The following is a 22,578-nucleotide window of genomic DNA, read 5'->3' on the forward strand; positions in this document are numbered from 1 at the left end:
CTGACCACGTTTGTCACTCTTCTTGCTGCGCCAGCGCATATTTATACAGCGCATTTTTTTTCACGCCGTGGATCTCCGCGGTCAGCGCAGCGGCTTTTTTCAGCGGCAGCTCCGCCTGCAGCAGCGCCAGCGTACGCAACGCCTCGGCTGGCAGCGCCTCCTCATCTGCCTTGTGTCCCTCAACAATCAGCACCATCTCGCCCTTGCGCCGGTTCTCATCTTCACGCACCCAGGCAAGCAGCTCTCCCACCGGTGCGCCATAGATCGACTCCCAGGTTTTGGTCAGCTCGCGCGCCAGTACCACATAGCGCGCGGCGCCCCATACGGCTGCCATATCCTGCAGCGTATCCAGCAGGCGGTGGGTTGACTCATAGAACACCAGCGTACGCGGCTCTTCGCTCAGCGCGCGCAGTGCATCGCAGCGCCCTTTGCTTTTCGCCGGCAGAAACCCCTCGTAACAGAATCGATCGGACGGTAATCCCGCCGCGCTTAATGCTGCAATGGCTGCACAGGCACCCGGCAGCGGCACAACGCGCACGCCCGCCTCGCGGCAGCGACGCACCAGATGGTAGCCCGGATCGTTGATCAGCGGCGTGCCGGCATCGGAGACCAGAGCGATACTCTGCCCCTCCTGCAGCTTCGCCAGCAGCACATCCGCTTTCTGCTGTTCGTTATGATCGTGAAGTGCGAACAGTCGCGCATTGATGGCGAAATGTTGTAGCAACAGCCCGGTATGACGTGTATCTTCCGCTGCAACGAGATCGACGCTCGCCAGCACCGTCAGCGCACGCTGTGTGATATCACCCAGGTTACCGATCGGGGTAGGAACGATATAGAGCGTACTGGCAGAAATCTCTGCCCGATCGAGTTGTTTCATTGTCTCATCCGAATTGCCGATTTAATATTGAGCATCAAGAAAAAAACATCACTGGATACAGTATGCTTCCTTCAAAAGTCGTACGTCGTAAAGCAGGACGCTTTGTACCTGTTCTTCTCGCCGGGCTGATTCTGGCCGCCTGTAGCGGTCAGGGTCCGCAGCAAACCTCTAACGTCAATATTCAGGGGCCCGCAACCGGACGCTCTGACTATTATCTGCAGCAGGCACAGCAAAGCAGCGATGATAGCAAGACCGACTGGCAATTACTTGCCATCCGTGCCCTGTTGAAGGAAGGAAAGTATCCTCAGGCACAGACGCAGCTTGGCCAGCTGCCGCAGCAGCTCTCTGATGTACAGCAGCAGGAGCTGCAGCTGCTGCGCGCGCAGCTGCAGATTGCGCAGCAGAATTACAGCGGCGCTCAGCAGCAGCTCAGCCCGATCAAGGCAGCCGATCTCTCTTCCGATCAGCAGGTACGCTACTACGCGCTGCAGATCGCCGCGGCGCAGAACCGGCCATCGCTGGCGCTGCTGCGCGCCTATATCGCGCAGGAGCCGCTCTTAAAAGGTGACGAGCACCAGAGTAACATCGACGCGACCTGGCAGGCGCTGACCCAGCTGACGCAGGATCAGCTTAACAGCGTTGTCATCAATGCCGATGAGAATACCCTGCAGGGCTGGCTCGATCTGCTCAACACCTGGCACGCTAACAGCCAGGATCCGCAGATGCTGAAGGCGGCCATTAGCGACTGGCAGACGCGCTACCCGCAAAACCCGGCGGCAAAAACGCTGCCAGCGCAGCTCAGCCAGGTCAAAAATTTCAGTCAGGCCTCTACCAGTACCATCGCCCTGCTGCTGCCGCTGAACGGTCAGGCGCAGGTGTTTGCGGGTGCGATTCAGAAAGGCTTTAACGATGCAAAAAATGGCGTGCTGAGCGCGGCTGCCCCGGCACAGAGCAGCGCGCCGGAAAGCGCCACTGCCCAGCCTGCACCGGACGCAGCAGCGGATAGCGGAGCGGCCAACAGCGTGGTTAGCCCGGCGGCGGCCAGTATGCCTGCGCAGGAGAACACGCAGCAGCAGCCTGCTGCACCAGCCTCTCAGTCAGCCGCCAGCAGCGCACAGATTAAAGTGTACGATACCAGCAGCCAGCCGATCGCTCAGGTCATGCAGCAGGCGCAGCAGGATGGCGCCACGCTGGTCGTTGGCCCGCTGCTGAAAAATCATGTGGAAGAAGTGGCAAACAGCCAGACCCCGCTCAACGTACTGGCGTTAAACGAGCCGGAACAGATCCAGAACCATCCGAATATCTGCTATTTTGCGCTTTCTCCTGAAGACGAAGCGCGTGATGCGGCGCACCATATCTATGAGCAGGGCAAGCGCCAGCCGCTGCTGCTGCTGCCGCGCAGCAGCTATGGCGACCGGGTCGGAAAAGCGTTTGCAGAAGAGTGGCAGCAGCTGGGTGGTGCCACGGTGCTGCAGCAGCGCTTTGGTGGCGTGGCCGAGCTGAAACAGGGCATTAACAGCGGAGCCGGTATTGCGCTGAGCGGCACGCCGCTGACGATACAAATGGAGCAGCCGCAAAGCGTGGCCATCGCAGGCCTGACGATCCCGGCACCGCAGAGTAGCGCTCCGGCACCGGCGGCTGACAGCAGTGGCGGTAGTGTGGACGCCGTTTACATCGTCGCCAGCCAGAATGAGCTGCAGCTGATCAAACCGATGATCGCTATGCGCACCAGCAGCCGCAACAGCACGGCGCTTTATGCCAGCTCGCGCAGCGCGCAGGCAGGTGCTGGTCCCGATTTCCGGCTGGAGATGGAAGGCCTGCAGTACAGCGATATTCCGCTGCTCTCTGGCGCTAATCCTGGCCTGATGCAGCAGGCTGCAAAGACGTTTAACAACGACTATTCGCTGGTGCGCCTCTACGCAATGGGCATTGATGCCTGGACGCTGGCAACGCAGTTTAACCAGATGCGGCAGGTAGCGGGCTTTGCCATTGATGGCAACACCGGTAAGCTGAGCGCCGACACGGATTGTGTCATCAACAGGAAGCTGGCATGGAACCAGTATCGCCAGGGACAGGTCGTTCCGGTACAGTAAACCGCCAGCGTATCGGCGCGGAGCATGAGCAGCAGGCGCGTTACTATCTGGAGCGCGCCGGGCTGAAGTGGGTCGCCAGTAACGTCCGCTTTCGCGGAGGTGAACTTGACCTGATTATGCGCGACGCCGACTGCTGGGTATTTGTAGAAGTGCGCTACCGGCGCGATGCCCGCTACGGCGGAGCAGCCGCCAGCGTGACGCGTCAGAAACAGCAGAAGCTGCTGCGGGCAGCGGCGCTCTGGCTGCTGACGCGCGGCGGCAGTTTTGAGACGGTCAATTGCCGTTTTGACATCATTGCCATTACCGGGCGCGAACTGGCGTGGCTGCCCGCTGCTTTTAATGCCGATGAATAGAACCAGGTGGTCTTGTGCAGGACAGAATTAAAGCGTGTTTTACTGAAAGTATTCAGACGCAGATTGCCGCAGCCGAAGCGCTGCCGGATGCGATCTCCCGTGCCGCGATGACGCTGGTGCAGTCGCTGCTGAATGGTCATAAAATTCTCAGCTGCGGTAACGGTGCTTCAGCGGCCAATGCGCAACACTTTGCGGCCAGCATGATTAACCGGTTTGAAACCGAGCGTCCCAGCCTGCCGGCGCTGGCGCTGAGCGCAGATAACGTTATGCTCACCGCCATCGGCAACGATCGGCTGCATGATGAGATCTACGCCAAACAGGTACGGGCGCTGGGTCAGGCGGGTGATGTGCTGCTGGCGATATCAACCCGGGGTAATACCCGTGACATCATCAAAGCGGTTGAGGCGGCAGTGACGCGCGATATGACCATTGTCGCGCTGACCGGACACGACGGCGGCGAGCTGGCTGGCCTGCTCGGCCCGCATGACGTGGAAATCCGCATTCCCTCTCATCACAGTGCGCGCATTCAGGAGATGCATATGCTGACGCTGAACTGCCTGTGCGACTTGATCGATAACACTCTCTTTCCCCACCAGGAATGACTGAAGGAGCTCACATGAAAGCATTGAACGCTATCGCCCTGCTGTTAACCGCCATGCTGCTGCAGGGCTGTGTGGCAGTGGTTGCCGGCGGAGCCGCCGTTGCCACCAAAACCGCCACTGACCCGCGCACCGTGGGTACGCAGGTTGATGACGGCACGCTGGAGCTGCGCGTCTCTAACGCGCTGGCAAAAGATGAACAGATTAAGAAGCAGGCGCGGGTCATTGTTACCGCTTATCAGGGCAAAGTGCTGCTGACCGGCCAGGCACCGTCCGCCGATCTCGCCAGCCGGGCCAAACAGATCGCTATGGGCGTCGACGGCGCAACAGAGGTCTACAATGAGATCCGCACCGGAGAGAAGGTCAGCCTTGGCACCTCTTCTTCCGATACCTGGATCACGACCAAGATCCGTTCGCAGCTGCTGGGCAGCGATCAGGTCAAATCGTCTAACGTGAAAGTGACAACGGAAAACGGAGAAGTCTTCCTGCTGGGACTGGTCACGCAGGAAGAAGCCACGGCGGCGGCAGATGTTGCCAGCCGGGTCAGCGGCGTGAAGCACGTGACAACCGCCTTTACCATTCTGAAATAATCTTCATTCTTACTGTGAGGGCGGCGCTGGCCGCCCTTTTTTATGCCGGTAAATCGATCACCAGCGCACGCAGCGGCGTCTCTGCCTGCAGGATAAGCTGCTGCTCATCACGAATAAATGCACCGTCGCCGCACTGCAGCCGCTGCTGATTCGCGCTGCTGCTGCGCACATCCAGCGTGCCGTGAATCGACTGCAGGTACGCGCGCGCGCCGCGCAGCTGCACAATCTGCTCCTCTCCCGGCGCTAACGTCACCTGATACACTCTCGCATCCTGGCGCAGCTGCAAACTCTGGTCTGCCCCATCAGGCGAAGCCAGCAGCAGCGGCGATGCGCCATTGAGCATCATCCGCTGCTGCAGCGGGTTTTCCCGCTCCGGACAGGCGCTCAGCCAGAGCTGCAGGCGCGTCAGCGGCCGATCTTTGCTGAGGTTTATCTCGCTGTAGCTTACGCCCTGCCGCGCAGACAGCAGCATCGCCTCACCTGCCCGTACGGTCAGCCGCTGTCCCTCGCTGTCGCGATACTCCGCCTCACCCTGCAGCACCAGATTTAACACATCAACCTGCGGATAGGTGCGGGGCTGAAAAGCGGCACCCGGCGCCAGCACCTCCTGGTTCAGCACGCGCAGCGCGGCGTATCCCATCAGTTTGGGATCGAAATAGTGGCCAAAAGAGAAGCTATAGCGCGCCTGCAACCAGCCAAAATCAGCCTGGCCACATGCGGACGCGCAGCGGGTTGTCATCATGCTATACCTCCGGTGCACTGCAGAAGAGGCTCACTGCAGGCTTAATCGGTTTATGGTAAAAGGCTGGACGGCGGAATGTTAGCCAGTTAATCTGCCTGGCATATTCAAATTTACTGACAGAGAATCAGTATGGCTAAAGAGCGTGCATTAACGTTAGAAGCGTTACGGGTGATGGATGCGATTGACCGGCGTGGCAGCTTTGCCGCCGCAGCGGATGAGCTGGGTCGCGTTCCCTCTGCGCTGAGCTATACCATGCAGAAGCTGGAAGAGGAGCTGGATGTGGTGCTGTTTGACCGCTCCGGTCATCGCACCAAATTCACTAACGTGGGCCGGATGCTGCTGGAGCGCGGTCGCGTACTGCTGGAGGCCGCAGATAAGCTGACCACTGACGCAGAAGCGCTGGCGCGCGGCTGGGAAACGCAGCTGACTATCGTAGCAGAGGCCCTCATCCCCACCGACCTGCTGTTTCCGCTGGTCAGCAAGCTGTCAGAAAAAGCCAATACGCAGATATCTCTGATCACTGAAGTGCTGGCGGGCGCGTGGGAACGTCTGGAGCAGGGCCGGGCGGATATCGTCATCGCACCTGACCTGCACTTCCGCGCCTCCAGCGAGATCAACACCCGCAAGCTCTACACCATTATGAGCGTCTATGTCGCCAGCCCTGACCACCCTATTCATCAGGAGGCAGAGCCGCTTTCGGAAGTCACGCGTGTGAAATATCGCGGCATTGCCGTCGCTGACACGGCGCGTGAACGTCCGGTGCTGACGGTACAGCTGCTGGATAAGCAGCAGCGTCTTACGGTCAGCAGCATGGATGACAAACGGCGGGCGCTGCTGGCGGGACTGGGCGTTGCCACCATGCCTTATCCGATGGTAGAGAAAGATATTGCCGAGGGCCGGCTGCGCGTGGTCAGCGCTGAGTATACGCGGGAAGTGGATATTATTATGGCCTGGCGTCGCGACAGCATGGGTGAAGCCAAAGCCTGGTGCCTGCGTGAAATCCCGAAGCTGCTGGCTAAGCGCAATCAGGCCTAGTCAGGGGCGGCTCAGGCACTCTATCGCCACGGTTTTAAAATGGTCGAAGTCACGGCACTCCCGCAGGCGCGGCATGGCACGTTCGCGCAAAAAGGTGACAAACAGATCGTAGAGCGCCATCGCCTCTTCATATTCACGTTTGCTGATGGCCAGCAGAAAGATCACACAGGCGGTCTCATCACCCCAGCTGACGCCATGCGGCGCAATGACGGTATAGACCGCGGTTTTCTGCGCCAGCAGGCCGAGCGCGTGCGGCAACGCAATGCCATCCCCGAGCAGCGTGCTGACAATCGCTTCACGCTCAACCACGGACGGGTAAAAGTCTGCTGCAACAAAGCCCTGCTCCTGCAGGCGATCGCACAGCAGCTGAAAGAGCGCCTGCTGCGTCAGCGGCTGATCCAGCACCATAAAGTGCTGCGCGGAGAAATATTTTTCCAGCATCCACGGCCGGGTGCGATCCACCAGCACCAGTTTACCAAGCTGCTCCAGCTGAAAGCCGGTCGGAAAGGGTGACATCACCACCACCGGCCGGTTCTTTTCATGCAGCCGCACCGTAGAGATAACAAAATCTTCTTCAATCCGCTCGCGCAGCGCGTAGTCGCGCTGTGTCAGCCGGGCAGTGACCACCAGCTGCGGATATTTGCGCAGCAGCAGCGCCTCAATCATCCGCAGCGTTGAGGTTCCGCTATCGCACACCAGCAGTACGCGCGGATGGCGCTGATAGCCGACGTCATAGTGCCGCTCCAGCCCCACGCCAATATGGAGCACCAGAAAACCAATCTCATTTTCGCTCAGCGTATAAGGGGTATATTTGCTCCAGCTGCTGACGGCAGCCAGCGTCACATCCCACGCCAGCGGATAGTGCTGTTTGATGTTGCTCAGCAGCGGATTGGGAATATGGATCTGATAGCGCACCCGGGTGATCATCGATTTGATATGGGTAAGCAGATCGGCACGCAGCTGCTCATCGTGCTGCAGCTGGTAGGCATAATGCGTATTGATATAACTCAGCAGCCAGCTCACCAGCGCGTCAGCGTCATCTGCATTGATGGTGCTTGGCTCCAGCGCCTGGATCTGGCGCGCGGCGATATTGACGCGCAGCCAGTTCTCCTCCGCCCGCGATAAGGTTTTGCCGGTAAGCGGTTGCAGCTGATGCACCAGCGCGTGCGCCGCCTCACGCACCTCTTCGCCCACCTCTTCTGCGCCCGGATCGCTGAGCGGAAAGCCTTCGCTGATGCGGCGTACCGCCACCGCGCAGTAGATCAGCAGGTAGCGCTCGCCCTCATCGCTGAGACGGATAGCGTAACGGCTGAGGCAGTGCTGCAGCAGCGGCTGCAGCTGCGTCAGCATATCACTGCGCAGTACTTCAATACTCAGCAGCGGACTGTCGGGCGTCTCCTGATCGATCTGCCACAGCAGATCGGTAAGGCAGGTGCGGATAGCCGTCTCGCTGCCAAACAGCTTCATGCCGTAGCGCGGTTTAGTTTCGATATGCAGATGATAGCGACCCAGCCACTCCCGCACCTCCGCCATATCCCCCTGCAGCGTGGCGCGACTGACAAACCACTCTTCTGAGAGATCTTCCAGCCGCAGTGACCAGGCCGCGGTAAGAAAGCGGCTGAGCAGATAGCGAACCCGCTCCTGCGAGGTGCGCGGCACCCGCAGCGGCGCGCTGCTTTGCTGCTGCAGCGAATCAAAGCGTGCCGCGTCGGCCACCTGCAGCTGATAGCCGGCGCCGCGCGCCAGCACAAACTGTGCGCCGTGCTGCTCCAGCAGCGCGTTCAGCGCCGCAATGTCGGTGCGCACCGTGCGCGTAGAGACCGAGAAACGCCGTGCCAGCTCATCCTGCGGCAGCGTTTCATGCTGCAGTGCGGCAAACAGCTGCGCCAGACGCTGATTAGGAAATCTCACAAAGCCTCACCCGTAACGAAGTTATTGCAGCAGTGCCTTGCACGTTGCCAGAAGCTGGCGCACATCGTCAATGCGCGTCTCGCCGCTTGCGCTGTCGATAATTGAGCTGTAAACGTGCGGGATCACTTTACTGACGCCCGCCTCCAGCGCAATCTGCACGATCTCCGCAAAATTATGCAGATCGATACCGCCGGTGGGCTCCAGCCAGAAATCGCGCCGGGCGCACGCCTCTGCGACCGCGCGATACTCCGCCACCGCGCTCAGACCGCCCATTGGAAAATATTTTACCGAGCTGCCGCCCATGTCCTGCAGCATGGCGATGGCGCTGTCGATCGGCACAATCGCTTCCGCTGCCTGTGAGCTTAGCGGACCGGTTGAGATCTTCACTTTCCCTGGCGTCCCGCTGGGGGAGATCAGACCATTTACCACCGTCTGCGACTGCCCGAGCAGTGCGCGGCTGGTCGCGACTCCGGTAAACACCTGATTGACATGCTGCGGCTGCAGCACCGCTGCCAGTTCGCTCACCATAGCAGACTGACGCGGATCGCCAGCCCCCAGACCGATAGAGAGCGCGTTATCAATTAGCGCGGCGTAATCGCGCATGTCAGCCAGCGCCGCGTCGTGGCTGGCGTAATTTTTTGACAGCACGCCAACCAGAACATGTCCTTCTGCCGCCAGCCAGATGTCGCGTGCGTTCTGCTTTGTGCCCGCCAGTACGTTGAGACAGAGACGATCCTGATAAAAATCGGGGGTCAGCTTCATGCGTTGTTCCTTTCTGCCAGCAGCGCGTCAATACGGCTGAAGATAGTCTGCAGCTGCGCGGCAGTGACGCTGCGCACGTCGGCTTCGATAATGCTTTCATTCGCCTTATAGCCGCGAAAATAGATAGCGATGTCGCCGCTTTTCAGCGCCTGGACGAGATCGCCGGTTGCCCAGCCGGTCAGCGCTTCATCGAAATGAATTTCTGTACGCGCAATGTCGCGCCCGGCGCTGTCCCACACCACCCGCGCGGTGACGCCCGGCAGCTGGTTAAGCTGGTCGATAAATGGCGTCATGTGCTGAACCATCTCGCTGCCGCTGGTTTTTGGCTGCGACAGGTAGCGCTCAATGGCCTGCGTCAGGCCCAGGATCCCCTCTTTGCCCACTTTCATTGCACGACCGATGCCGTTGCTCTGCCGTTTTACCCATTCGACATAGCGGCTGCGCCCTACCACCAGTCCGCTGGAGGGCCCCTCTATCGCCTTGGCCCCGCTGTAGATCACCAGATCGGCTCCCATCTGGTAGTAGCAGCGCAGATCTTCTTCTGCCGCCGCATCCACAATCAGCGGAATGCCATGCTGCTGCGCGACTTCTGCCGCCTGCGCCACGCTGAGGTGGCTTTTTTGCACGCAGTGGTGCGACTTTATGTAGAGCAGCGCTGCCGTCGCCGGCGTGATCGCCGCTGCCAGCTGCGCAGCGGAACACTCGTTGCTGTAGCCCGCTTCCACCAGCCGGCCACCGCCCAGCGCGACCATGGTGCCGACCGGCGCGCCGTAGTTCACGTTATGCCCTTTAGGCACGACGATCTCATGGGGAACCGTGAGCGGCGCCGCGTGCAGGTTATCCAGCAGCCAGGCGTTATCTTTCACAATGACCCCGGCCACACACTGAGCGATGCCCGCCGAGGCGCAGGAGACCACGACGGCGCTTTCTGCCTGCAGCAGTCCGGCAATGTAGTCACCGGTATGGTTGACCAGATCTTTCATTTCAAAGTAGTGGTTCAGGCCATAGCTGACGCTTTCCACCACCTCCGGTGCCGGCGTCGAGACGCCCAGAATAGTCATACGGCCTGATGCGTTAATCACCTGTTTCAGGTGATATTTTTCATAAACTGAAGACATGATGACGCTTTCCCTCTTCGGTCAGATGCCACTGGCCTGCCACTGTCACAGCCACCGGCAAAAAATGGTGCTCTCCCGCCACCTGTTCGCCTTCTGCATCGGTAAACGGACGGGTCTCCTGATTCACACTGAAAATAGTCAGATCGGCATCGCTGCCCGGCGTCAGATCGCCTTTGCCGCTGAGGCGCAGCGCCGCCGCTGCCTGGGTTGTCACGCAGGCGATCACCTGCGGCAGCGTCATGCCCAGCGCAAGGAACTTAGACATCACGTGCGCGAGGCTGTGTACCGGTCCGTGCAGGCGATTGCGACAGTAGATATCGGAGCTGATGGTATCGGGCAGAATGCCGCGGGCGATCGCCTGCCGCGCCACCGCAAAGCTGAAGCTGGCGCTGCCGTGCCCGATATCGAGCGTGACACCGCGCGCCAGCGCCTGACTGACCGCCGCCTTCAGCTCACCCTGCGCGGAGAGAATGCGGTTAGGTTTGCCGTTAAAGCAGTGGGTTATGATATCGCCGGCGGTCAGCCGCTCAGCGATCTCCTCCAGGACCGGCGGATCGTTACCGATATGTACCATCAGCGGCAGATCGCCGGCAGCGTGCTGGATCGCTTTGGCGCGGATCAGCGGTGCAATGCCGTTTTCCCCGACCACGCTGCTGCTCATGCGCGCTTTCAAGCCGACAATGAAACCGGGATGGCGCGTGACCGCCTGCACCACCGCCGCTTCATCAATCTGTCGCATATCCGCCAGTTCGTTCTGGGTGACGATCCCGGTGCGGGCAACGTTGATCAGCGCCCTGACATCGGTGGCGGCGTGACGCGTCAGCTGCCGGAAGTCATCAATCTGGTCGGCGCCGGTGCTGCCGGCATCCACCACGGTGGTGACGCCCTGCGCAACGCCGACAGCGTCCGCTTCATCGTGGTAGACCGGCGATTTTGCATAGCAGTGCACGTGGCTGTCTATCCAGCCTGCGCTGACGTACCAGCGCCCGGCCAGATCGCGCTCCTGCTGCGCGGTGCCGGTGACGTTGCCGACGACGGCGATTTTGCCGTCGCGAAGGGCGATATCCACCAGTTGCTCGTCGCACAGGCGTGCGCGGCGCAGAATCAGATCAAACATGGTTACTCCTTACTGCGTTTGCGGCCAGGGGCGCATAAATGCGCCCCCTGCGGAACAATTCATTTGCGGCCAGGGGCGCATGAATGCGCCCCCTGCGGCACACTTCGTTTGCGGCCAGGAGCGCATGAATGCGCCCCCTACATCTTTACTGTAGGGGCGCCATTCATGGCGCCCGTCCTGTTACAGCGAAATCGGGAACATCGCGCCCAGCACCATGGCGCCAAGAATTGCGCCGCCGGTAATCGGCTTGTTCCACAGGTAAAATAGCAGGGCGCCAGCGAGCGAGCCGAGGCCAATAGGAATGGAGGCTGCCATCGCCGACAGAATAATCAGCGGACCGAGAAAGCGTCCTGAGGCGTTGCCTGCGCCCATCATCACATCGGTGCCATAGGTGGAATCGCTCTGGTTGATGGTAAATTTGCGCGCCAGAATAATGACGTAACCAATCGCCACCCCGATCACCAGACCGGTTACCAGCGAAGCCGCAAAGTTCGCGACCGGAAAGACAATGCCTGCACCCAGCAGCAGCGCTGGCACGCCCAGCCCGACGCCGGTCTGGATCGCACCGCCGATATCCAGAATACCGACCAGCGAGCCTTCAATAATGCGGGCAAACAGAAAGCTGGCGCCAAACGCGGCGACCGCGCCATAGACGCCGGTCTCCATGCCGGCGCGTAGCATCGATACAAACGCCACTTCGTTAAAGGCGCCGATACCGTAGAGGTAGTACATATGCGTACCGGCAAATACGCCGGATGAGAGCAGACCGACAAAAATCGGGAAGGACCAGTCGGCATACCAGAAGCCGCGATTTTCATGTTCGTTCATGGATGGCTCCTTATTTGCCGCTCAGGCTGTTGTGGATCATGTCAAGCCAGCCAGGGACGCCGAGCTGGAAAGATTGCAGCAGTTTCATATCGAACCCGCGGAAGAAGCCGCTCAGTACAAACAGCAGCACAATCGCCGCCATCATGACTTTCGTCACCCGGTTCCAGCCGCTCTCCTCTACCCCTTTCCCAATCAGGATCCCCAGCACCAGCCCGGGTACGGCATTACCCATAATCAGCTGTGCCAGGCCGCCAAAGATGGTGGCCCAGAAGCCCGATTTTTTGCCGGCGTCGATGGCTGCCAGCCAGAAAATGACCGGCATGACGGTGTTTACCAGCAGGTTAGCCGCCGGCACCAGCACCTTGACTGCCGTCACCTGCAGCGCAGCCGGCACGGCTGAGGCGGTGCTGTTCAGAAAAGCCACGACGATCATGCCGATGATGCCGCACGCTATCGCCATACGCTTCGGGTTATGCAGCGTCTCTGCCACATTGCGATTTTTGACCATCAGCGCCGCAGCACCCCAGTTCGGCAGAATGCGGTGATCCACATCCTGCGTGAAGGAGCCAGCCGCCACAGAGGATGCCCAGGCGTTGAAAAAGAAGCCGAGACCAAAAGAGAAATGGGAAGCGGGATCGCCTTCGCACGAGTTAAGCTCGCCCAGAGTACGAAATGCACCCATGCCCTGCGTGACCGGTGCGTGGAACATGCGCGCCGCGCCGGCTCCCACCCCGACGCCGACCAGCCCGCCGATAATTAACGACTTAAACAAAATGATGAGAAACATAGTGTTGTACCCTTTATTGTCATTGTTGCGCCGGGCAAGCCTGCCCTCCTGGCGAGATAACGACCAGACCAGCGCGTTCAGGGTGTCGCCGTAAATGTCACGCTTTCCATATCGATAACGGTGACGCTGACGCTGATTTCCAGTTCAACGCTGTAGTGATGCCGCTCGCGCGCCAGGAAAAAAAACAGAAACTTTTCCCGCCGGGTACGCACCCTGGCGTGCAGCACCCGCACATCCAGCGGCTCAATGCGCAGCAGCAGCTTCTGGCTGTTGCGCAATACCTGCTGCTGCACGCTGCTGAGCGCATCGGCAAAGGCTTTTGCTTTGGTATCGCCTTTTCCCTGCACGATAACCTGCGTCTCATAGTGCTGTTTCATACGTCAGCTGCCGTGCTTCTTGTTCCAGGCCTGCACCAGCCGTTCGCCCAGCTCCTCTTTGTCCATAAAACCAAAGCCCAGCACGGTTGCCCCTTCGTTAATCGCCGTTACGCCCTCGTCTACCGAGCGCATGCCATGTTTCGCCCGATAGCCATATTTGTTCTGCGCGGTGATAGCACCCGCACCACCGCTGCCGCAGAAAGAGATGCCGAAATCAGCGTTTTCCGCTTTCATCACATCACCCAGCTTCATATCGGCTGCCACGCCCGGCACCACCACCGCGCGTCCACCCGCTTTTTCAATGCCGGCAGCCACTTTCTGACCTTTACCCAGACGATCGCCAATCACCACTGTCACCATGTTCACTTCCTCTCTGTTTATGCGTCGTTACTTTTCGCCACTTCAATATGCACCGAGAGCAGCCAGGCCTCTTCCACCGGCAGATTGCCGAACAGATCGACAATCTGTTGCGCCAGCTGCAGGCTGTCAGGCGGAATATCATCAAACAGCTCCGCTTCTACCTCCGGCAGCGCCTCGCCGCTTAGCGAGCGGCTGGCCATCGCCTGAACGTGCGAATTCAGCATCTGCTGCTGCACCGGTGTGGGGCTAATCTGGTGCGCGGTATAGAGGATCGCGATTTGACTTAATATGCGATCCGCCAGCGCCTGAACGGCTTCTGCGTTCAGCGGGACAGCATCACTCCTCACCCTTCTACTCCTGTTTACGGCAGATAATTCGCGTTAAAAAACAAACTACGCGTTCCGTCCGGCCGTGTGGAGACGCATTTTTTCCGCCCTGAAACGGAAATGTGGCAACGTGCGGTGCGTCAGATCGCAGACAGCACATATCGCGCATGCCGGCGGCTTGCATGCATCAGGCGTGCGGAAAAGTTATATATTTACGGAGGAGCGTGCAGGGAAGGATCGGTAAAGCGGGCCAGCACGCAGGCTGGCCCGGAGTATCAGCGGAATTTCTTATGGTTGGCGTTGCGGATATCTTCCAGTTTTTTCGCTTCGGCTTTTGCCTCATCCAGCTTGCTGGCCTGAGCGAGCTTGTCGACCACGTCAATCTGCGCAATCAGCGCGTCAAGGCCGGCGTGATAATCTTTGATCTGTGCGCTATCCGCCGGCTGCCCTTCCAGCTTGTCCGGCGTTGACTGTTTGGCATCCTGCGCGGCCTGGCGCATTTTACCGAGCGCAGTATGCATCTCCTGCGCGTCATCCGTTTTCTTCACTACGCTCAGGTTCTCTTTCAGCGTATCCATATCCTGTTCAAGATCTGCCGCCAGCACGCTGGCAGAGGAGAACAGTAACGACAGAGACAACATTGCAATCAAATGCTTACGCATGACGTGTTCCTTTTAATTATTATCGGGCAAAAAAAAGCAGCCTTGCCGGCTGCTTTCTGAAAGCGATGTCGTTATTGTCCGGCGATTTTCATCTCCGGTAGCAGCACCGATCCGCATTGTATATTGCTGCGGGTTTCAATGTCGTTACCGACCGTAACCATATTGCGCCACATCTCTTTAAGGTTTCCTGCAATTGTGACTTCGCTCACAGGATACTGAATTTCGCCGTTTTCAACCCAGAAGCCCGCCGCGCCGCGCGAGTAGTCGCCGGTCATGGCACTGACGCTCTGGCCCATCAGTTCAGTGACAATCAGGCCGCGTCCCATCTGTTTAACGAGGTCATCAAAGCTGTGGCCCTGACCGGCGATGCGCCAGTTATGGATGCCGCCCGCGTGGCCGGTGCTCTGCAGGCCAAGCTTGCGCGCTGAATAGCTGGTCAGCAGCCAGTTCTGCAGCACACCCTCTTTGATAATATCGCGCGCTTCGGTTCGCACGCCTTCACTGTCAAACGGCGTCGAGGCGAGCCCTTTCAGCAGATGCGGCTGCTCCTGAATCGTCAGCCATGAGGGCAGGATCTGCTGGCCCAGCGAGTCGAGCAGAAACGTCGATTTGCGATAGACGCTGCTGCCGCTAATCATACCAACCAGATGACCAAACAATCCGGTGGCGACCTCAGGTGCAAACAGCACCGGTGCTTTCATGGTTGGCAGCTTGCGCGGGGCAAGGCGGGCCAGCACGCGGCGGGCGCACTCGTTACCGACCCACTCTGCGCTCTGCAGATCGTCTATCGAGCGGCCGATGGTGTAGGCGTAGTCACGCTCCATATCGCCATCCTGCTCGGCAATGACACAGCTCGACAGCGAATGGCGGCTGGAGCAGTAGCTCTGCAGCATGCCGTGACTGTTACCAAACACTTTGATGCCAACGTGGCTGTTGAAGCTGCCACCTTCCGTATTGGTGATGCGCTTGTCCGCCTGCAGCGACGCCTGTTCAGCACGCGCGGCCAGCTCGATGGCGCGATCGGCATCGATCTCCCACGGATGGTAGAGATCAAGATCGGGCGCATCAAACGCCAGCAGTTCACGCTCTGCCGGTGCAGCGTAAGGATCGGGTGAGGTGTAGCGCGCAATGTCGATCGCTGCCTGCACGGTGCTTTTTATGGCATCGGGACTGAGATCGGTCGATGAGGCGCTGCCTTTGCGGTTTTGATGATAGACGGTGATACCAAGCGCACCGTCGCTGTTGAATTCGACGTTTTCCACTTCACCATAGCGCGTGCTGACGCCGATGCCGGTGGTTTTTGTCACCGCAACTTCAGCACCATCGGTGTGGGCTTTAGCGAGTTCCAGCGCCTGGGCGACAGCCTGTTCCAGCGCTTTACGTTGTTCTGCAACCTGAGTAGATACGTTCATCGACCTGCCGTCTAATCTTAAGTATGAATCTGTTGAGTCTATCAGACTCAGAGAACAATTTCGCAGTCGCCCGATAAACTGGTAGGATTAGCCTCTTTTTTTAAGGAGCCAAGAGATGACCAGGCAGCCCGAAGACTGGCTCGACGATGTACCGGATAATCAGGAAGAAGAAGATGAAGAGATTATCTGGGTCAGCAAAAGTGAAATTAAACGTGACGCCGAAGAGCTGAAACGCCTTGGTGCCGAGCTGGTTGATCTGGGGAAAAACTCCCTGGATAAGATCCCGCTCGATGAGGATCTGCGCAATGCGATTGAGCTGGCGCAGCGTATTAAGAAAGAGGGTCGCCGTCGCCAGCTGCAGCTGATTGGTAAAATGCTGCGCCAGCGCGATGAAGATCCGATCCGTCAGGCGCTGGATAAGCTGAAAAACCGTCACAACCAGCAGGTGGCGCTGTTCCACAAGCTGGAGCATTTGCGCGATCGCCTGATCGATCAGGGTGACGACGCGATGACCGAGGTGATCACGCTCTATCCGCAGGCCGATCGGCAGCAGCTGCGCAGCATGATCCGCAACGCGCAGAAAGAGAAGGCGGCGAATAAAACGCCAAAAGCAGCCCGGCAGATCTTCCAGTATCTGCGCGAGCTGGCTGAAGCGTAAGAGGCGGCCTGCCGGCCGCACTCTCTCCGGAGGCGTCCTGCAGGACGCCACGGCCTTAGCGTCCCAGTCGCTCCAGCAGTTTCTGATGGATCCCGCCAAAACCGCCGTTGCTCATCACCAGAATTGAGTCGCCTGGCTGCGCCTCTTTCACAATCATTTCCGTCAGCGTATCGACGTCCGCACTCCACTGCGCAGGCGGAATACAGGCGTCTGCCACGTCGGAGACCTGCCACGGAATATGGTGCGGCTGGAGCAGAAAGACCTTGTCTGCCCGGCCCAGCGACGGCGCCAGATCGTTTTTACTGACGCCCATTTTCATGGTGTTGGAGCGGGGCTCCAGTACCGCGAGGATGCGCGCCCTGCCGCCCACTTTACTGCGCAGCGCCGCCAGCGTGGCGTGTATCGCCGTCGGGTGGTGGGCAAAATCGTCATAGACCTTGATACCGTTGACCTCACCGCGCAGCTCCAGGCGGCGGCGCGCGTTGATAAAGCTGCTGAGCGCCTCGCCCGCATCTGCCGGTTTGACGCCCACGTGACGCGCGGCGGCAATCGCCATCAGGCCGTTATGCATATTGTGTTCGCCGACCAGTCCCCAGTTCACCTCGGCCACTTTCTCCCCCTCCAGCCAGACTTCCCAGCGGGCGGCGTCTGGCGTCAGCTTTTTCGCCTGCCAGTGGCCATGTTCGCCTGTGGTCTCCTGCTCGCTCCAGCAGCCCATCGCCATCACCTGCTTCAGGTTATGATCGTGTTCCGGCAGCAGGATTTTGCCCTGACCGGGTATGATGCGGATCAGATGATGAAACTGCTTCTGGATAGCGCGCAGGTCGTCGAAGATATCTGCATGGTCAAACTCAAGGTTATTGAGGATCAGCGTACGCGGGCAGTAGTGCACAAATTTGGAGCGCTTGTCGAAGAAGGCGCTGTCATACTCATCCGCTTCAATGACAAAGAATGGGCTTTTTCCTAATTTTGCCGAGACGTCGAAGTTACCCGGCACGCCACCGATAATAAAGCCTGGTTCGAGGCCGCACGCCTCAAGGATCCACGCTGCCATGCCGGCCGTGGTGGTTTTACCGTGCGTTCCGGCTACGGCCAGCACCCAGCGATCGCGCAGTACAAAATCGTGCAGCCACTGCGGCCCGGAGAGGTAGGGAATGTTGCGCTCCAGCACGGCTTCAACACAGGGATTACCGCGCGTCATGGCGTTACCGATAATCACCAGGTCTGGCGCCGGATCGAGCTGCGACGCCTCGTAACCCTCAGTTAATTCAATGCCTTGCTGCTCAAGCAGCGTACTCATCGGCGGGTAAACATTTGCGTCCGAGCCGGTTACCTGATGTCCCAGCGAACGCGCCAGCATAGCCAGGCCGCCCATAAAAGTGCCACAAATGCCGAGGATGTGAATGCGCATAAATAGATCCATTAACTGAAAGTTCGGCGCACAGTGTAACCCCGAGTCTGAAGGGAAGAAACGGATTAGGACTATGGTTTTTAAAGTTCAATCGGCTAAACTGCGTACGCATACGTTGGCAGTTTGTTACAGCTGCTGCCACTCCATCGTAGATTCAGGGAATGTGTTATGAAAACGTTAGGCGAATTCATCGTCGAGAAGCAACACGACTTTCCTCACGCCACAGGTGAACTGACGGCGCTGATTTCCTCCATCAAGCTGGGCGCTAAAATCATTCACCGCGATATCAATAAAGCGGGTCTGGTGGATATTCTGGGTGCCAGCGGCGTGGAAAACGTGCAGGGCGAACAGCAGATGAAGCTGGACCTCTTCGCGAATGAAAAACTGAAAGCTGCCCTGAAAGCGCGTGGTGTGGTTGCCGGCATCGCCTCTGAAGAAGAGGATGAGTTTGTTATCTTTGAAGGCTCAGAAGATGGCAAATATGTGGTACTGATGGATCCGCTGGATGGCTCATCCAACATCGACGTAAACGTTTCTGTCGGCACCATTTTCTCTATCTATCACCGCATCAGTGAACCCGGTACGCCGATCACGGAAGCGGACTTTATGCAGCCGGGAAATCAGCAGGTGGCTGCAGGTTATGTGGTATATGGCTCCTCAACCATGATGGTCTATACCACCGGCGTCGGCGTGCACGCCTTTACCTATGACCCGTCGCTCGGCGTTTTCTGCCTGAGTCACGAGCGCATGACCTATCCGGCAAAGGGCTACACCTACTCCATTAACGAAGGTAACTACATTCGCTTCCCGCAGGGCGTGAAGAAATACCTGAAATTTTGTCAGGAAGAGGATATCGACACGCATCGTCCTTATACCTCGCGCTATATCGGTTCGCTGGTGGCAGACTTCCACCGTAACCTGCTGAAAGGCGGCATCTACCTCTACCCAAGCACCGCCAGCCATCCCAACGGCAAGCTGCGCCTGCTGTATGAGTGCAACCCGATGGCGTTTCTCGCCGAGCAGGCGGGCGGTAAAGCCAGCGACGGTAAAAACCGTATCCTTGACCTGCAGCCTGAAACGCTGCACCAGCGCTGCCCGTTCTTCTGTGGTAACGAAGCGATGGTCGATGATGTTGAGCGCTTTATCCGCGAATATCCGGATAACCACGGCGCCTGAGCCGTGCCGGACCATAAAAAAACCCGCCGCTGAGCGGGTTTTTTATGGTTTGCGCTTACGCCGCAGCGATGCGGAACTGCGCCATTGAGGCCTGCAGCTGCTGCGATTGCGCTTCCAGCAGGCGGGTGGCGGCTCCCGCCTGTTCCACCAGCGCCGCGTTCTGCTGCGCCGCTTCATCCATCTGCGTTACCGCCATATTGACCTGCTCAATACCGCGACTCTGCTCGTCAGATGCACCGGAGATCTCTTTCATCAGCGTCGTTACGCGCATCACTTCACCGGCGATCTCATCCATGGTCGCCCCCGCGCGCGTCGCCATTTCACTGCCCTCTTTCACCCGCGTCTGCGACTCGCTGATCAATGTCCGGATCTCTTTCGCCGCGCTGGCGCTGCGTCCTGCCAGCGTACGTACTTCATTCGCCACTACGGCAAAGCCCCGGCCCTGCTCGCCAGCGCGCGCCGCTTCTACCGAGGCGTTAAGCGCCAGAATATTAGTCTGAAAGGCAATACCGTCAATCACGCTGAGGATATCCGCGATGCGGTTGGAGCTCTGCGTGATCTCCTGCATCTTCTCCATGACGTAGCAGACCACTTCGGCACCGCGGCCAGCGGTGTCAGAGACGCTGCTGGCGAGCTGATTTGCCTGCTGCGCATTAACGGCGTTGAGCCGCACGGTGGCGGTGAGCTGTTCCATGCTGGCAGCGGTCTGCTCCAGTGAGGCGGCAGACTCCTCGGTACGCTGTGAGAGATGCACCGTACCGGCCGCCAGCTCGCGGCTGCCGGTATCGATCTGCAGGCTCGCTTCGCGCACCTGACTCACCGAGTGGCGCAGCGCGCGCTGCATAGCGGCCAGCGCCTGATTCAGACGGCCAATCTCATTGTGCCCGGCAGCCGGCAGCGGCTGCGACAGATCGCCTGCTGCCACCTGCTCCAGATGCCGGACGGCGCTCTCCAGCGGACGCAGCAGCGCCTGACGCAGCAGCAGCCAGGCCAGGCAGGTCAGCAGCAGGGTGAGCGCCACCGCAATGCCGATCAGGATTTTCATCTGCCACTCATTATGCGCCGCCTGCGCCAGCCGTGCGGCAGAGACCTCATCGGCGTAGAGGCTGAATGCGTTAACCGCGCCGGCATAACGGGTAGCAAGCTGCGATACATTGCCCTCCAGTACCTGGTAATATTCATCGGTATACTGCTTTTCCAGCGCGGCCATCATCGGCGCAACCGCACCCTGCTGATACGCTTTATAGGCGGCGGCGATCGCCTCCGCCAGCGTTTTGCCGTGAGCCGTCACCGTGCCGGCGTCGATAAACGCCTGCAGATGCCGCTGCGAGCTGGCGACGTCCGCGGCGGCCTGCTTCGTGACGGCCGTCCCCTCATCCAGCAGACCAATCTCAATTTTACGCACCGCCAGCGCGGCGCTGGCGCGTGCGCGCATCAGGTCGGCATTGCTCTGATAAAGGCTGTTCAGTTCAATTCCCTGAATACGATTGATGGCATTAAGCGACTGATTACCGGCATTGATGGCGTAAATGCCCATGCCGCTGACGGCCAGCAGCAGCAGCGTCATGCAGATAAGCAGCGAAAGTAAGGCAGTGCGAAGCGAGAGCTGAGCAATCATGATAATTCCCGTATGCGGTAAAAAAGGGAGAATCCAGTGACCCTAAACGAAGAAATTATCGGCTGTGACGTGCGGAAACTTTACCGGTGCCTGACGATCGGGCGAATGATGATCGCTCATGCTGTGAATTTTCTTTACTGCAGCAGAGATAATTATGCATAAGCCGGTTGCGCCATTTTTTCTGATGGTTGATAAAGGAAAGCGGACAAACCGTTGCACGGCTCATTGTCAGCCTGCTGATTATTTATGGAGAAATCATGGCCCCCTACGCCTCAACGCTGATCCTTATCTGTCTCGCCATACTGAGTTATTTTGTTCATAACAGCGCTGTGACGATTTCGATTCTGATCCTGCTGGCCATCAAGCTCACGCCGCTGGCGCAGTTTTTTCCTTACGTGGAGAAACAGGGTATTCAGATGGGGATTATTATTCTGACCGTCGCCGTCATGGCCCCGCTGGCGAGCGGCACTCTGCCGGTGAGCGCCCTGCTGAAATCATTTGCCAGCTGGCAGTCCATCGTGGCGATTCTGGTTGGTGTATTTGTTGCGTGGCTCGGCGGGCGCGGCGTCAGCTTTATGAGCATTCAGCCATCGGTGGTTGCCGGGCTGCTGATTGGCACCGTGATTGGCGTGGCGTTCTTTCGCGGCGTGCCGGTAGGGCCGCTGATTGCGGCAGGCATTGTCTCGCTATTTGTGACGGCGAAGTAGCGGGCTTGGAGCATTCCGAAACGCCAAAAAGGGGGCATACTTTCAGAGTCAGTTGGCTATAATAGCCGTCACTCAACATACGACTAATGAAGGAAAGCCAGATGAGTCTGAACCAGGTGCCTGCAGGTAAAGATCTGCCAGAAGATATCTATGTAATTATTGAGATCCCGGCGAATGCCGATCCGATCAAATATGAAGTGGATAAAGAGTCTGGCGCCCTGTTTGTAGACCGCTTTATGTCTACCGCCATGTTCTATCCGTGCAACTACGGCTACATCAACAACACGCTGTCACTGGATGGTGACCCGGTTGACGTGCTGGTGCCAACCCCTTATCCGCTGGTGCCGGGTTCAGTGATCCGCTGCCGTCCGGTTGGCGTTCTGAAGATGACCGATGAGTCTGGCGAAGATGCCAAACTGGTAGCGGTGCCGCATACCAAACTGAGCAAAGAGTACGATCACATTAAAGATGTGAACGACCTGCCAGAGCTGCTGAAAGCGCAGATCACCCACTTCTTTGAGCACTACAAAGATCTGGAAAAAGGCAAATGGGTGAAGGTTGACGGCTGGGATAACGCAGAAGCGGCTAAAGCTGAAATCATCACCTCTTTCGAGCGCGCGCAGCAGAAATAATCTTTGCCGGGCAGACCGGCAGAGATGCGCGTTACCGATAAAAAAACACCGCCTTTACGGCGGTGTTTTTATTTATGCATCTGCAGCGTTATCGCGTTGCAGCCAGTCGCCGCTGGCAATGTGCGGTCGCCCCGCGACTGAGCGCTGGTAGACGTACAGCCAGGCGCTGCCGTAAGGCGTCTGAATAAGCTGACGCTTATACTCGCCGTTCTTGCAGCGCAGGGCATCCAGCTCACCGAGCGTGCTGGCATCAATGCGGTATACCTCACCCAGGACGGTTCCGTCGCCCTCCACCACACCCGGGTAAAGCCCCAGATTATAGAGGTCAAACCCCTTAATCTGGTGCTCGCCGAGCCACTGCGCATTGGTCATCCAGTGACTATTTCCCTGCTTGCGCCGTAAACTGCCGTAGACAATTATTCGCATT

General features: G+C 58.6%; 25 protein-coding genes. 9 read left to right on the forward strand and 16 right to left on the reverse strand.

The genetic code is table 11. The annotated features are described in order from the left end of the window. Positions 1 to 13 precede the first annotated feature (13 nt). Positions 14 to 877, reverse strand: coding sequence for a 16S rRNA (cytidine(1402)-2'-O)-methyltransferase (gene rsmI, locus F3I15_RS11990; protein WP_039380525.1), 864 nt, complete (start codon positions 875 to 877; stop codon positions 14 to 16). 62 nt (positions 878 to 939) lie between these two features. Here rsmI and F3I15_RS11995 point away from each other — a divergent pair, with 62 nt between their 5' ends. Genes F3I15_RS11995 through dolP form a run of 4 tightly spaced genes read left to right on the forward strand, consistent with a single transcriptional unit; the run spans position 940 to position 4,512 of the window. Then, positions 940 to 2,970, forward strand: coding sequence for a penicillin-binding protein activator (locus F3I15_RS11995; RefSeq protein ID WP_150018069.1), 2,031 nt, complete (start codon positions 940 to 942; stop codon positions 2,968 to 2,970). Beyond that, on the forward strand, positions 2,928 to 3,323 hold the full coding sequence (locus F3I15_RS12000; RefSeq protein WP_150018070.1) for a YraN family protein: 396 nt from the start codon (positions 2,928 to 2,930) through the stop codon (positions 3,321 to 3,323). Before F3I15_RS11995 ends, F3I15_RS12000 begins: the two co-directional genes overlap by 43 nt. A 14-nt stretch (positions 3,324 to 3,337) precedes the next feature. Continuing rightward, positions 3,338 to 3,925 carry a DnaA initiator-associating protein DiaA gene (gene diaA, locus F3I15_RS12005; protein ID WP_150018071.1) on the forward strand — a complete coding sequence of 196 codons (588 nt, stop codon included), beginning with the start codon at positions 3,338 to 3,340 and terminating at the stop codon, positions 3,923 to 3,925. 14 nt (positions 3,926 to 3,939) lie between these two features. Then, entirely contained in the window at positions 3,940 to 4,512 is a 573-nt protein-coding gene (dolP, locus tag F3I15_RS12010) for a division/outer membrane stress-associated lipid-binding lipoprotein (RefSeq protein ID WP_039380536.1), read from the forward strand. Positions 4,513 to 4,552: 40 nt separating this feature from the next. Here the strand turns inward: dolP and F3I15_RS12015 are convergent, their stop codons facing one another. Then, a complete protein-coding gene (locus tag F3I15_RS12015) occupies positions 4,553 to 5,254 on the reverse strand; it encodes a pirin family protein (RefSeq protein WP_150018072.1) in 702 nt (233 codons plus the stop codon). Between the two features lie 129 nt (positions 5,255 to 5,383). Between F3I15_RS12015 and F3I15_RS12020 the strand changes: the two genes are divergently transcribed. Beyond that, positions 5,384 to 6,289: a LysR family transcriptional regulator gene (locus tag F3I15_RS12020; protein WP_039380543.1), complete on the forward strand. Its 906-nt coding sequence runs from the start codon at positions 5,384 to 5,386 to the stop codon at positions 6,287 to 6,289. Here the strand turns inward: F3I15_RS12020 and F3I15_RS12025 are convergent, their stop codons facing one another. From F3I15_RS12025 to pmbA, 11 genes are all read right to left on the reverse strand, one after another. Beyond that, positions 6,290 to 8,200 (reverse strand): transcription antiterminator, encoded by a 1,911-nt coding sequence (locus F3I15_RS12025; protein WP_150018073.1) that lies wholly within the window; start codon positions 8,198 to 8,200, stop codon positions 6,290 to 6,292. 21 nt (positions 8,201 to 8,221) lie between these two features. Next, positions 8,222 to 8,962 carry a KDGP aldolase family protein gene (locus F3I15_RS12030; RefSeq protein ID WP_150018074.1) on the reverse strand — a complete coding sequence of 247 codons (741 nt, stop codon included), beginning with the start codon at positions 8,960 to 8,962 and terminating at the stop codon, positions 8,222 to 8,224. Further along, a complete protein-coding gene (locus tag F3I15_RS12035) occupies positions 8,959 to 10,080 on the reverse strand; it encodes a DgaE family pyridoxal phosphate-dependent ammonia lyase (RefSeq protein WP_150018075.1) in 1,122 nt (373 codons plus the stop codon). The genes F3I15_RS12030 and F3I15_RS12035 overlap by 4 nt, the downstream gene beginning before the upstream one ends. Further along, positions 10,064 to 11,197 (reverse strand): amidohydrolase/deacetylase family metallohydrolase, encoded by a 1,134-nt coding sequence (locus F3I15_RS12040; RefSeq protein WP_150018076.1) that lies wholly within the window; start codon positions 11,195 to 11,197, stop codon positions 10,064 to 10,066. Before F3I15_RS12040 ends, F3I15_RS12035 begins: the two co-directional genes overlap by 17 nt. A 180-nt stretch (positions 11,198 to 11,377) precedes the next feature. Next, positions 11,378 to 12,025, reverse strand: coding sequence for a DUF4310 family protein (locus tag F3I15_RS12045; protein WP_150018077.1), 648 nt, complete (start codon positions 12,023 to 12,025; stop codon positions 11,378 to 11,380). 10 nt (positions 12,026 to 12,035) lie between these two features. Further along, positions 12,036 to 12,812 carry a DUF4311 domain-containing protein gene (locus tag F3I15_RS12050; RefSeq protein WP_071669187.1) on the reverse strand — a complete coding sequence of 259 codons (777 nt, stop codon included), beginning with the start codon at positions 12,810 to 12,812 and terminating at the stop codon, positions 12,036 to 12,038. A gap of 77 nt (positions 12,813 to 12,889) precedes the next feature. Next, complete coding sequence (locus tag F3I15_RS12055) at positions 12,890 to 13,189, reverse strand: DUF4312 family protein (protein ID WP_071669186.1); 300 nt, start codon at positions 13,187 to 13,189, stop codon at positions 12,890 to 12,892. Between the two features lie 3 nt (positions 13,190 to 13,192). Next, positions 13,193 to 13,549, reverse strand: a complete 357-nt coding sequence (locus F3I15_RS12060; protein WP_039380562.1) for an SFCGS family glycine-rich protein — start codon at positions 13,547 to 13,549, stop codon at positions 13,193 to 13,195. A gap of 17 nt (positions 13,550 to 13,566) precedes the next feature. After that, positions 13,567 to 13,896 carry a glycine dehydrogenase gene (locus F3I15_RS12065; protein ID WP_039380564.1) on the reverse strand — a complete coding sequence of 110 codons (330 nt, stop codon included), beginning with the start codon at positions 13,894 to 13,896 and terminating at the stop codon, positions 13,567 to 13,569. A 254-nt stretch (positions 13,897 to 14,150) separates the two neighbouring features. After that, positions 14,151 to 14,537, reverse strand: coding sequence for a cytochrome b562 (gene cybC / locus F3I15_RS12070; protein WP_150018078.1), 387 nt, complete (start codon positions 14,535 to 14,537; stop codon positions 14,151 to 14,153). 71 nt (positions 14,538 to 14,608) lie between these two features. After that, a complete protein-coding gene (pmbA, locus tag F3I15_RS12075) occupies positions 14,609 to 15,949 on the reverse strand; it encodes a metalloprotease PmbA (RefSeq protein WP_094111026.1) in 1,341 nt (446 codons plus the stop codon). A gap of 115 nt (positions 15,950 to 16,064) precedes the next feature. On the opposite strand from pmbA, the gene yjgA reads away from it, so the two are divergent. Further along, positions 16,065 to 16,607 (forward strand): ribosome biogenesis factor YjgA, encoded by a 543-nt coding sequence (gene yjgA, locus F3I15_RS12080; RefSeq protein ID WP_065648113.1) that lies wholly within the window; start codon positions 16,065 to 16,067, stop codon positions 16,605 to 16,607. 55 nt (positions 16,608 to 16,662) lie between these two features. On the opposite strand, the gene mpl is transcribed toward yjgA, so the two are convergent. Next, a complete protein-coding gene (mpl, locus tag F3I15_RS12085; RefSeq protein WP_150018079.1) occupies positions 16,663 to 18,018 on the reverse strand; it encodes a UDP-N-acetylmuramate:L-alanyl-gamma-D-glutamyl-meso-diaminopimelate ligase in 1,356 nt (451 codons plus the stop codon). Between the two features lie 168 nt (positions 18,019 to 18,186). Here mpl and fbp point away from each other — a divergent pair, with 168 nt between their 5' ends. Continuing rightward, on the forward strand, positions 18,187 to 19,194 hold the full coding sequence (gene fbp, locus F3I15_RS12090; RefSeq protein ID WP_039380574.1) for a class 1 fructose-bisphosphatase: 1,008 nt from the start codon (positions 18,187 to 18,189) through the stop codon (positions 19,192 to 19,194). 55 nt (positions 19,195 to 19,249) lie between these two features. On the opposite strand, the gene F3I15_RS12095 is transcribed toward fbp, so the two are convergent. After that, on the reverse strand, positions 19,250 to 20,809 hold the full coding sequence (locus F3I15_RS12095; RefSeq protein WP_150018108.1) for a methyl-accepting chemotaxis protein: 1,560 nt from the start codon (positions 20,807 to 20,809) through the stop codon (positions 19,250 to 19,252). A gap of 260 nt (positions 20,810 to 21,069) precedes the next feature. On the opposite strand from F3I15_RS12095, the gene F3I15_RS12100 reads away from it, so the two are divergent. Continuing rightward, complete coding sequence (locus tag F3I15_RS12100; protein WP_039380575.1) at positions 21,070 to 21,519, forward strand: DUF441 domain-containing protein; 450 nt, start codon at positions 21,070 to 21,072, stop codon at positions 21,517 to 21,519. Positions 21,520 to 21,620: 101 nt separating this feature from the next. Next, positions 21,621 to 22,151, forward strand: coding sequence for an inorganic diphosphatase (gene ppa, locus F3I15_RS12105; RefSeq protein ID WP_039380576.1), 531 nt, complete (start codon positions 21,621 to 21,623; stop codon positions 22,149 to 22,151). 72 nt (positions 22,152 to 22,223) lie between these two features. Here the strand turns inward: ppa and F3I15_RS12110 are convergent, their stop codons facing one another. Further along, positions 22,224 to 22,577 carry a gamma-glutamylcyclotransferase gene (locus tag F3I15_RS12110; protein WP_150018080.1) on the reverse strand — a complete coding sequence of 118 codons (354 nt, stop codon included), beginning with the start codon at positions 22,575 to 22,577 and terminating at the stop codon, positions 22,224 to 22,226. Between the last annotated feature and the right edge of the window lies 1 nt (position 22,578).

Origin of the sequence: Pantoea sp. M_9, assembly GCF_008631385.1 — a bacterium.
GTDB classification, from domain to species: Bacteria; Pseudomonadota; Gammaproteobacteria; order Enterobacterales; family Enterobacteriaceae; genus Pantoea; species Pantoea eucrina.

Bases quoted from the DNA above. Each gene is read 5' to 3' on its own strand.
- F3I15_RS12060 (WP_039380562.1), bottom strand. From the start codon at position 13,549: ATGGTGACAGTGGTGATTGGCGATCGTCTGGGTAAAGGTCAGAAAGTG.
- F3I15_RS12000 (WP_150018070.1), top strand. From the start codon at position 2,928: ATGGAACCAGTATCGCCAGGGACAGGTCGTTCCGGTACAGTAAACCGC.
- rsmI (WP_039380525.1), bottom strand. From the start codon at position 877: ATGAAACAACTCGATCGGGCAGAGATTTCTGCCAGTACGCTCTATATC.
- fbp (WP_039380574.1), top strand. From the start codon at position 18,187: ATGAAAACGTTAGGCGAATTCATCGTCGAGAAGCAACACGACTTTCCT.
- F3I15_RS12030 (WP_150018074.1), bottom strand. From the start codon at position 8,962: ATGAAGCTGACCCCCGATTTTTATCAGGATCGTCTCTGTCTCAACGTA.
- ppa (WP_039380576.1), top strand. From the start codon at position 21,621: ATGAGTCTGAACCAGGTGCCTGCAGGTAAAGATCTGCCAGAAGATATC.
- cybC (WP_150018078.1), bottom strand. From the start codon at position 14,537: ATGCGTAAGCATTTGATTGCAATGTTGTCTCTGTCGTTACTGTTCTCC.
- F3I15_RS11995 (WP_150018069.1), top strand. From the start codon at position 940: ATGCTTCCTTCAAAAGTCGTACGTCGTAAAGCAGGACGCTTTGTACCT.
- F3I15_RS12015 (WP_150018072.1), bottom strand. From the start codon at position 5,254: ATGATGACAACCCGCTGCGCGTCCGCATGTGGCCAGGCTGATTTTGGC.
- F3I15_RS12055 (WP_071669186.1), bottom strand. From the start codon at position 13,189: ATGAAACAGCACTATGAGACGCAGGTTATCGTGCAGGGAAAAGGCGAT.
- mpl (WP_150018079.1), bottom strand. From the start codon at position 18,018: ATGCGCATTCACATCCTCGGCATTTGTGGCACTTTTATGGGCGGCCTG.
- F3I15_RS12040 (WP_150018076.1), bottom strand. From the start codon at position 11,197: ATGTTTGATCTGATTCTGCGCCGCGCACGCCTGTGCGACGAGCAACTG.
- F3I15_RS12045 (WP_150018077.1), bottom strand. From the start codon at position 12,025: ATGAACGAACATGAAAATCGCGGCTTCTGGTATGCCGACTGGTCCTTC.
- dolP (WP_039380536.1), top strand. From the start codon at position 3,940: ATGAAAGCATTGAACGCTATCGCCCTGCTGTTAACCGCCATGCTGCTG.
- F3I15_RS12035 (WP_150018075.1), bottom strand. From the start codon at position 10,080: ATGTCTTCAGTTTATGAAAAATATCACCTGAAACAGGTGATTAACGCA.
- pmbA (WP_094111026.1), bottom strand. From the start codon at position 15,949: ATGAACGTATCTACTCAGGTTGCAGAACAACGTAAAGCGCTGGAACAG.
- F3I15_RS12050 (WP_071669187.1), bottom strand. From the start codon at position 12,812: ATGTTTCTCATCATTTTGTTTAAGTCGTTAATTATCGGCGGGCTGGTC.
- F3I15_RS12100 (WP_039380575.1), top strand. From the start codon at position 21,070: ATGGCCCCCTACGCCTCAACGCTGATCCTTATCTGTCTCGCCATACTG.
- F3I15_RS12110 (WP_150018080.1), bottom strand. From the start codon at position 22,577: ATGCGAATAATTGTCTACGGCAGTTTACGGCGCAAGCAGGGAAATAGT.
- F3I15_RS12020 (WP_039380543.1), top strand. From the start codon at position 5,384: ATGGCTAAAGAGCGTGCATTAACGTTAGAAGCGTTACGGGTGATGGAT.
- yjgA (WP_065648113.1), top strand. From the start codon at position 16,065: ATGACCAGGCAGCCCGAAGACTGGCTCGACGATGTACCGGATAATCAG.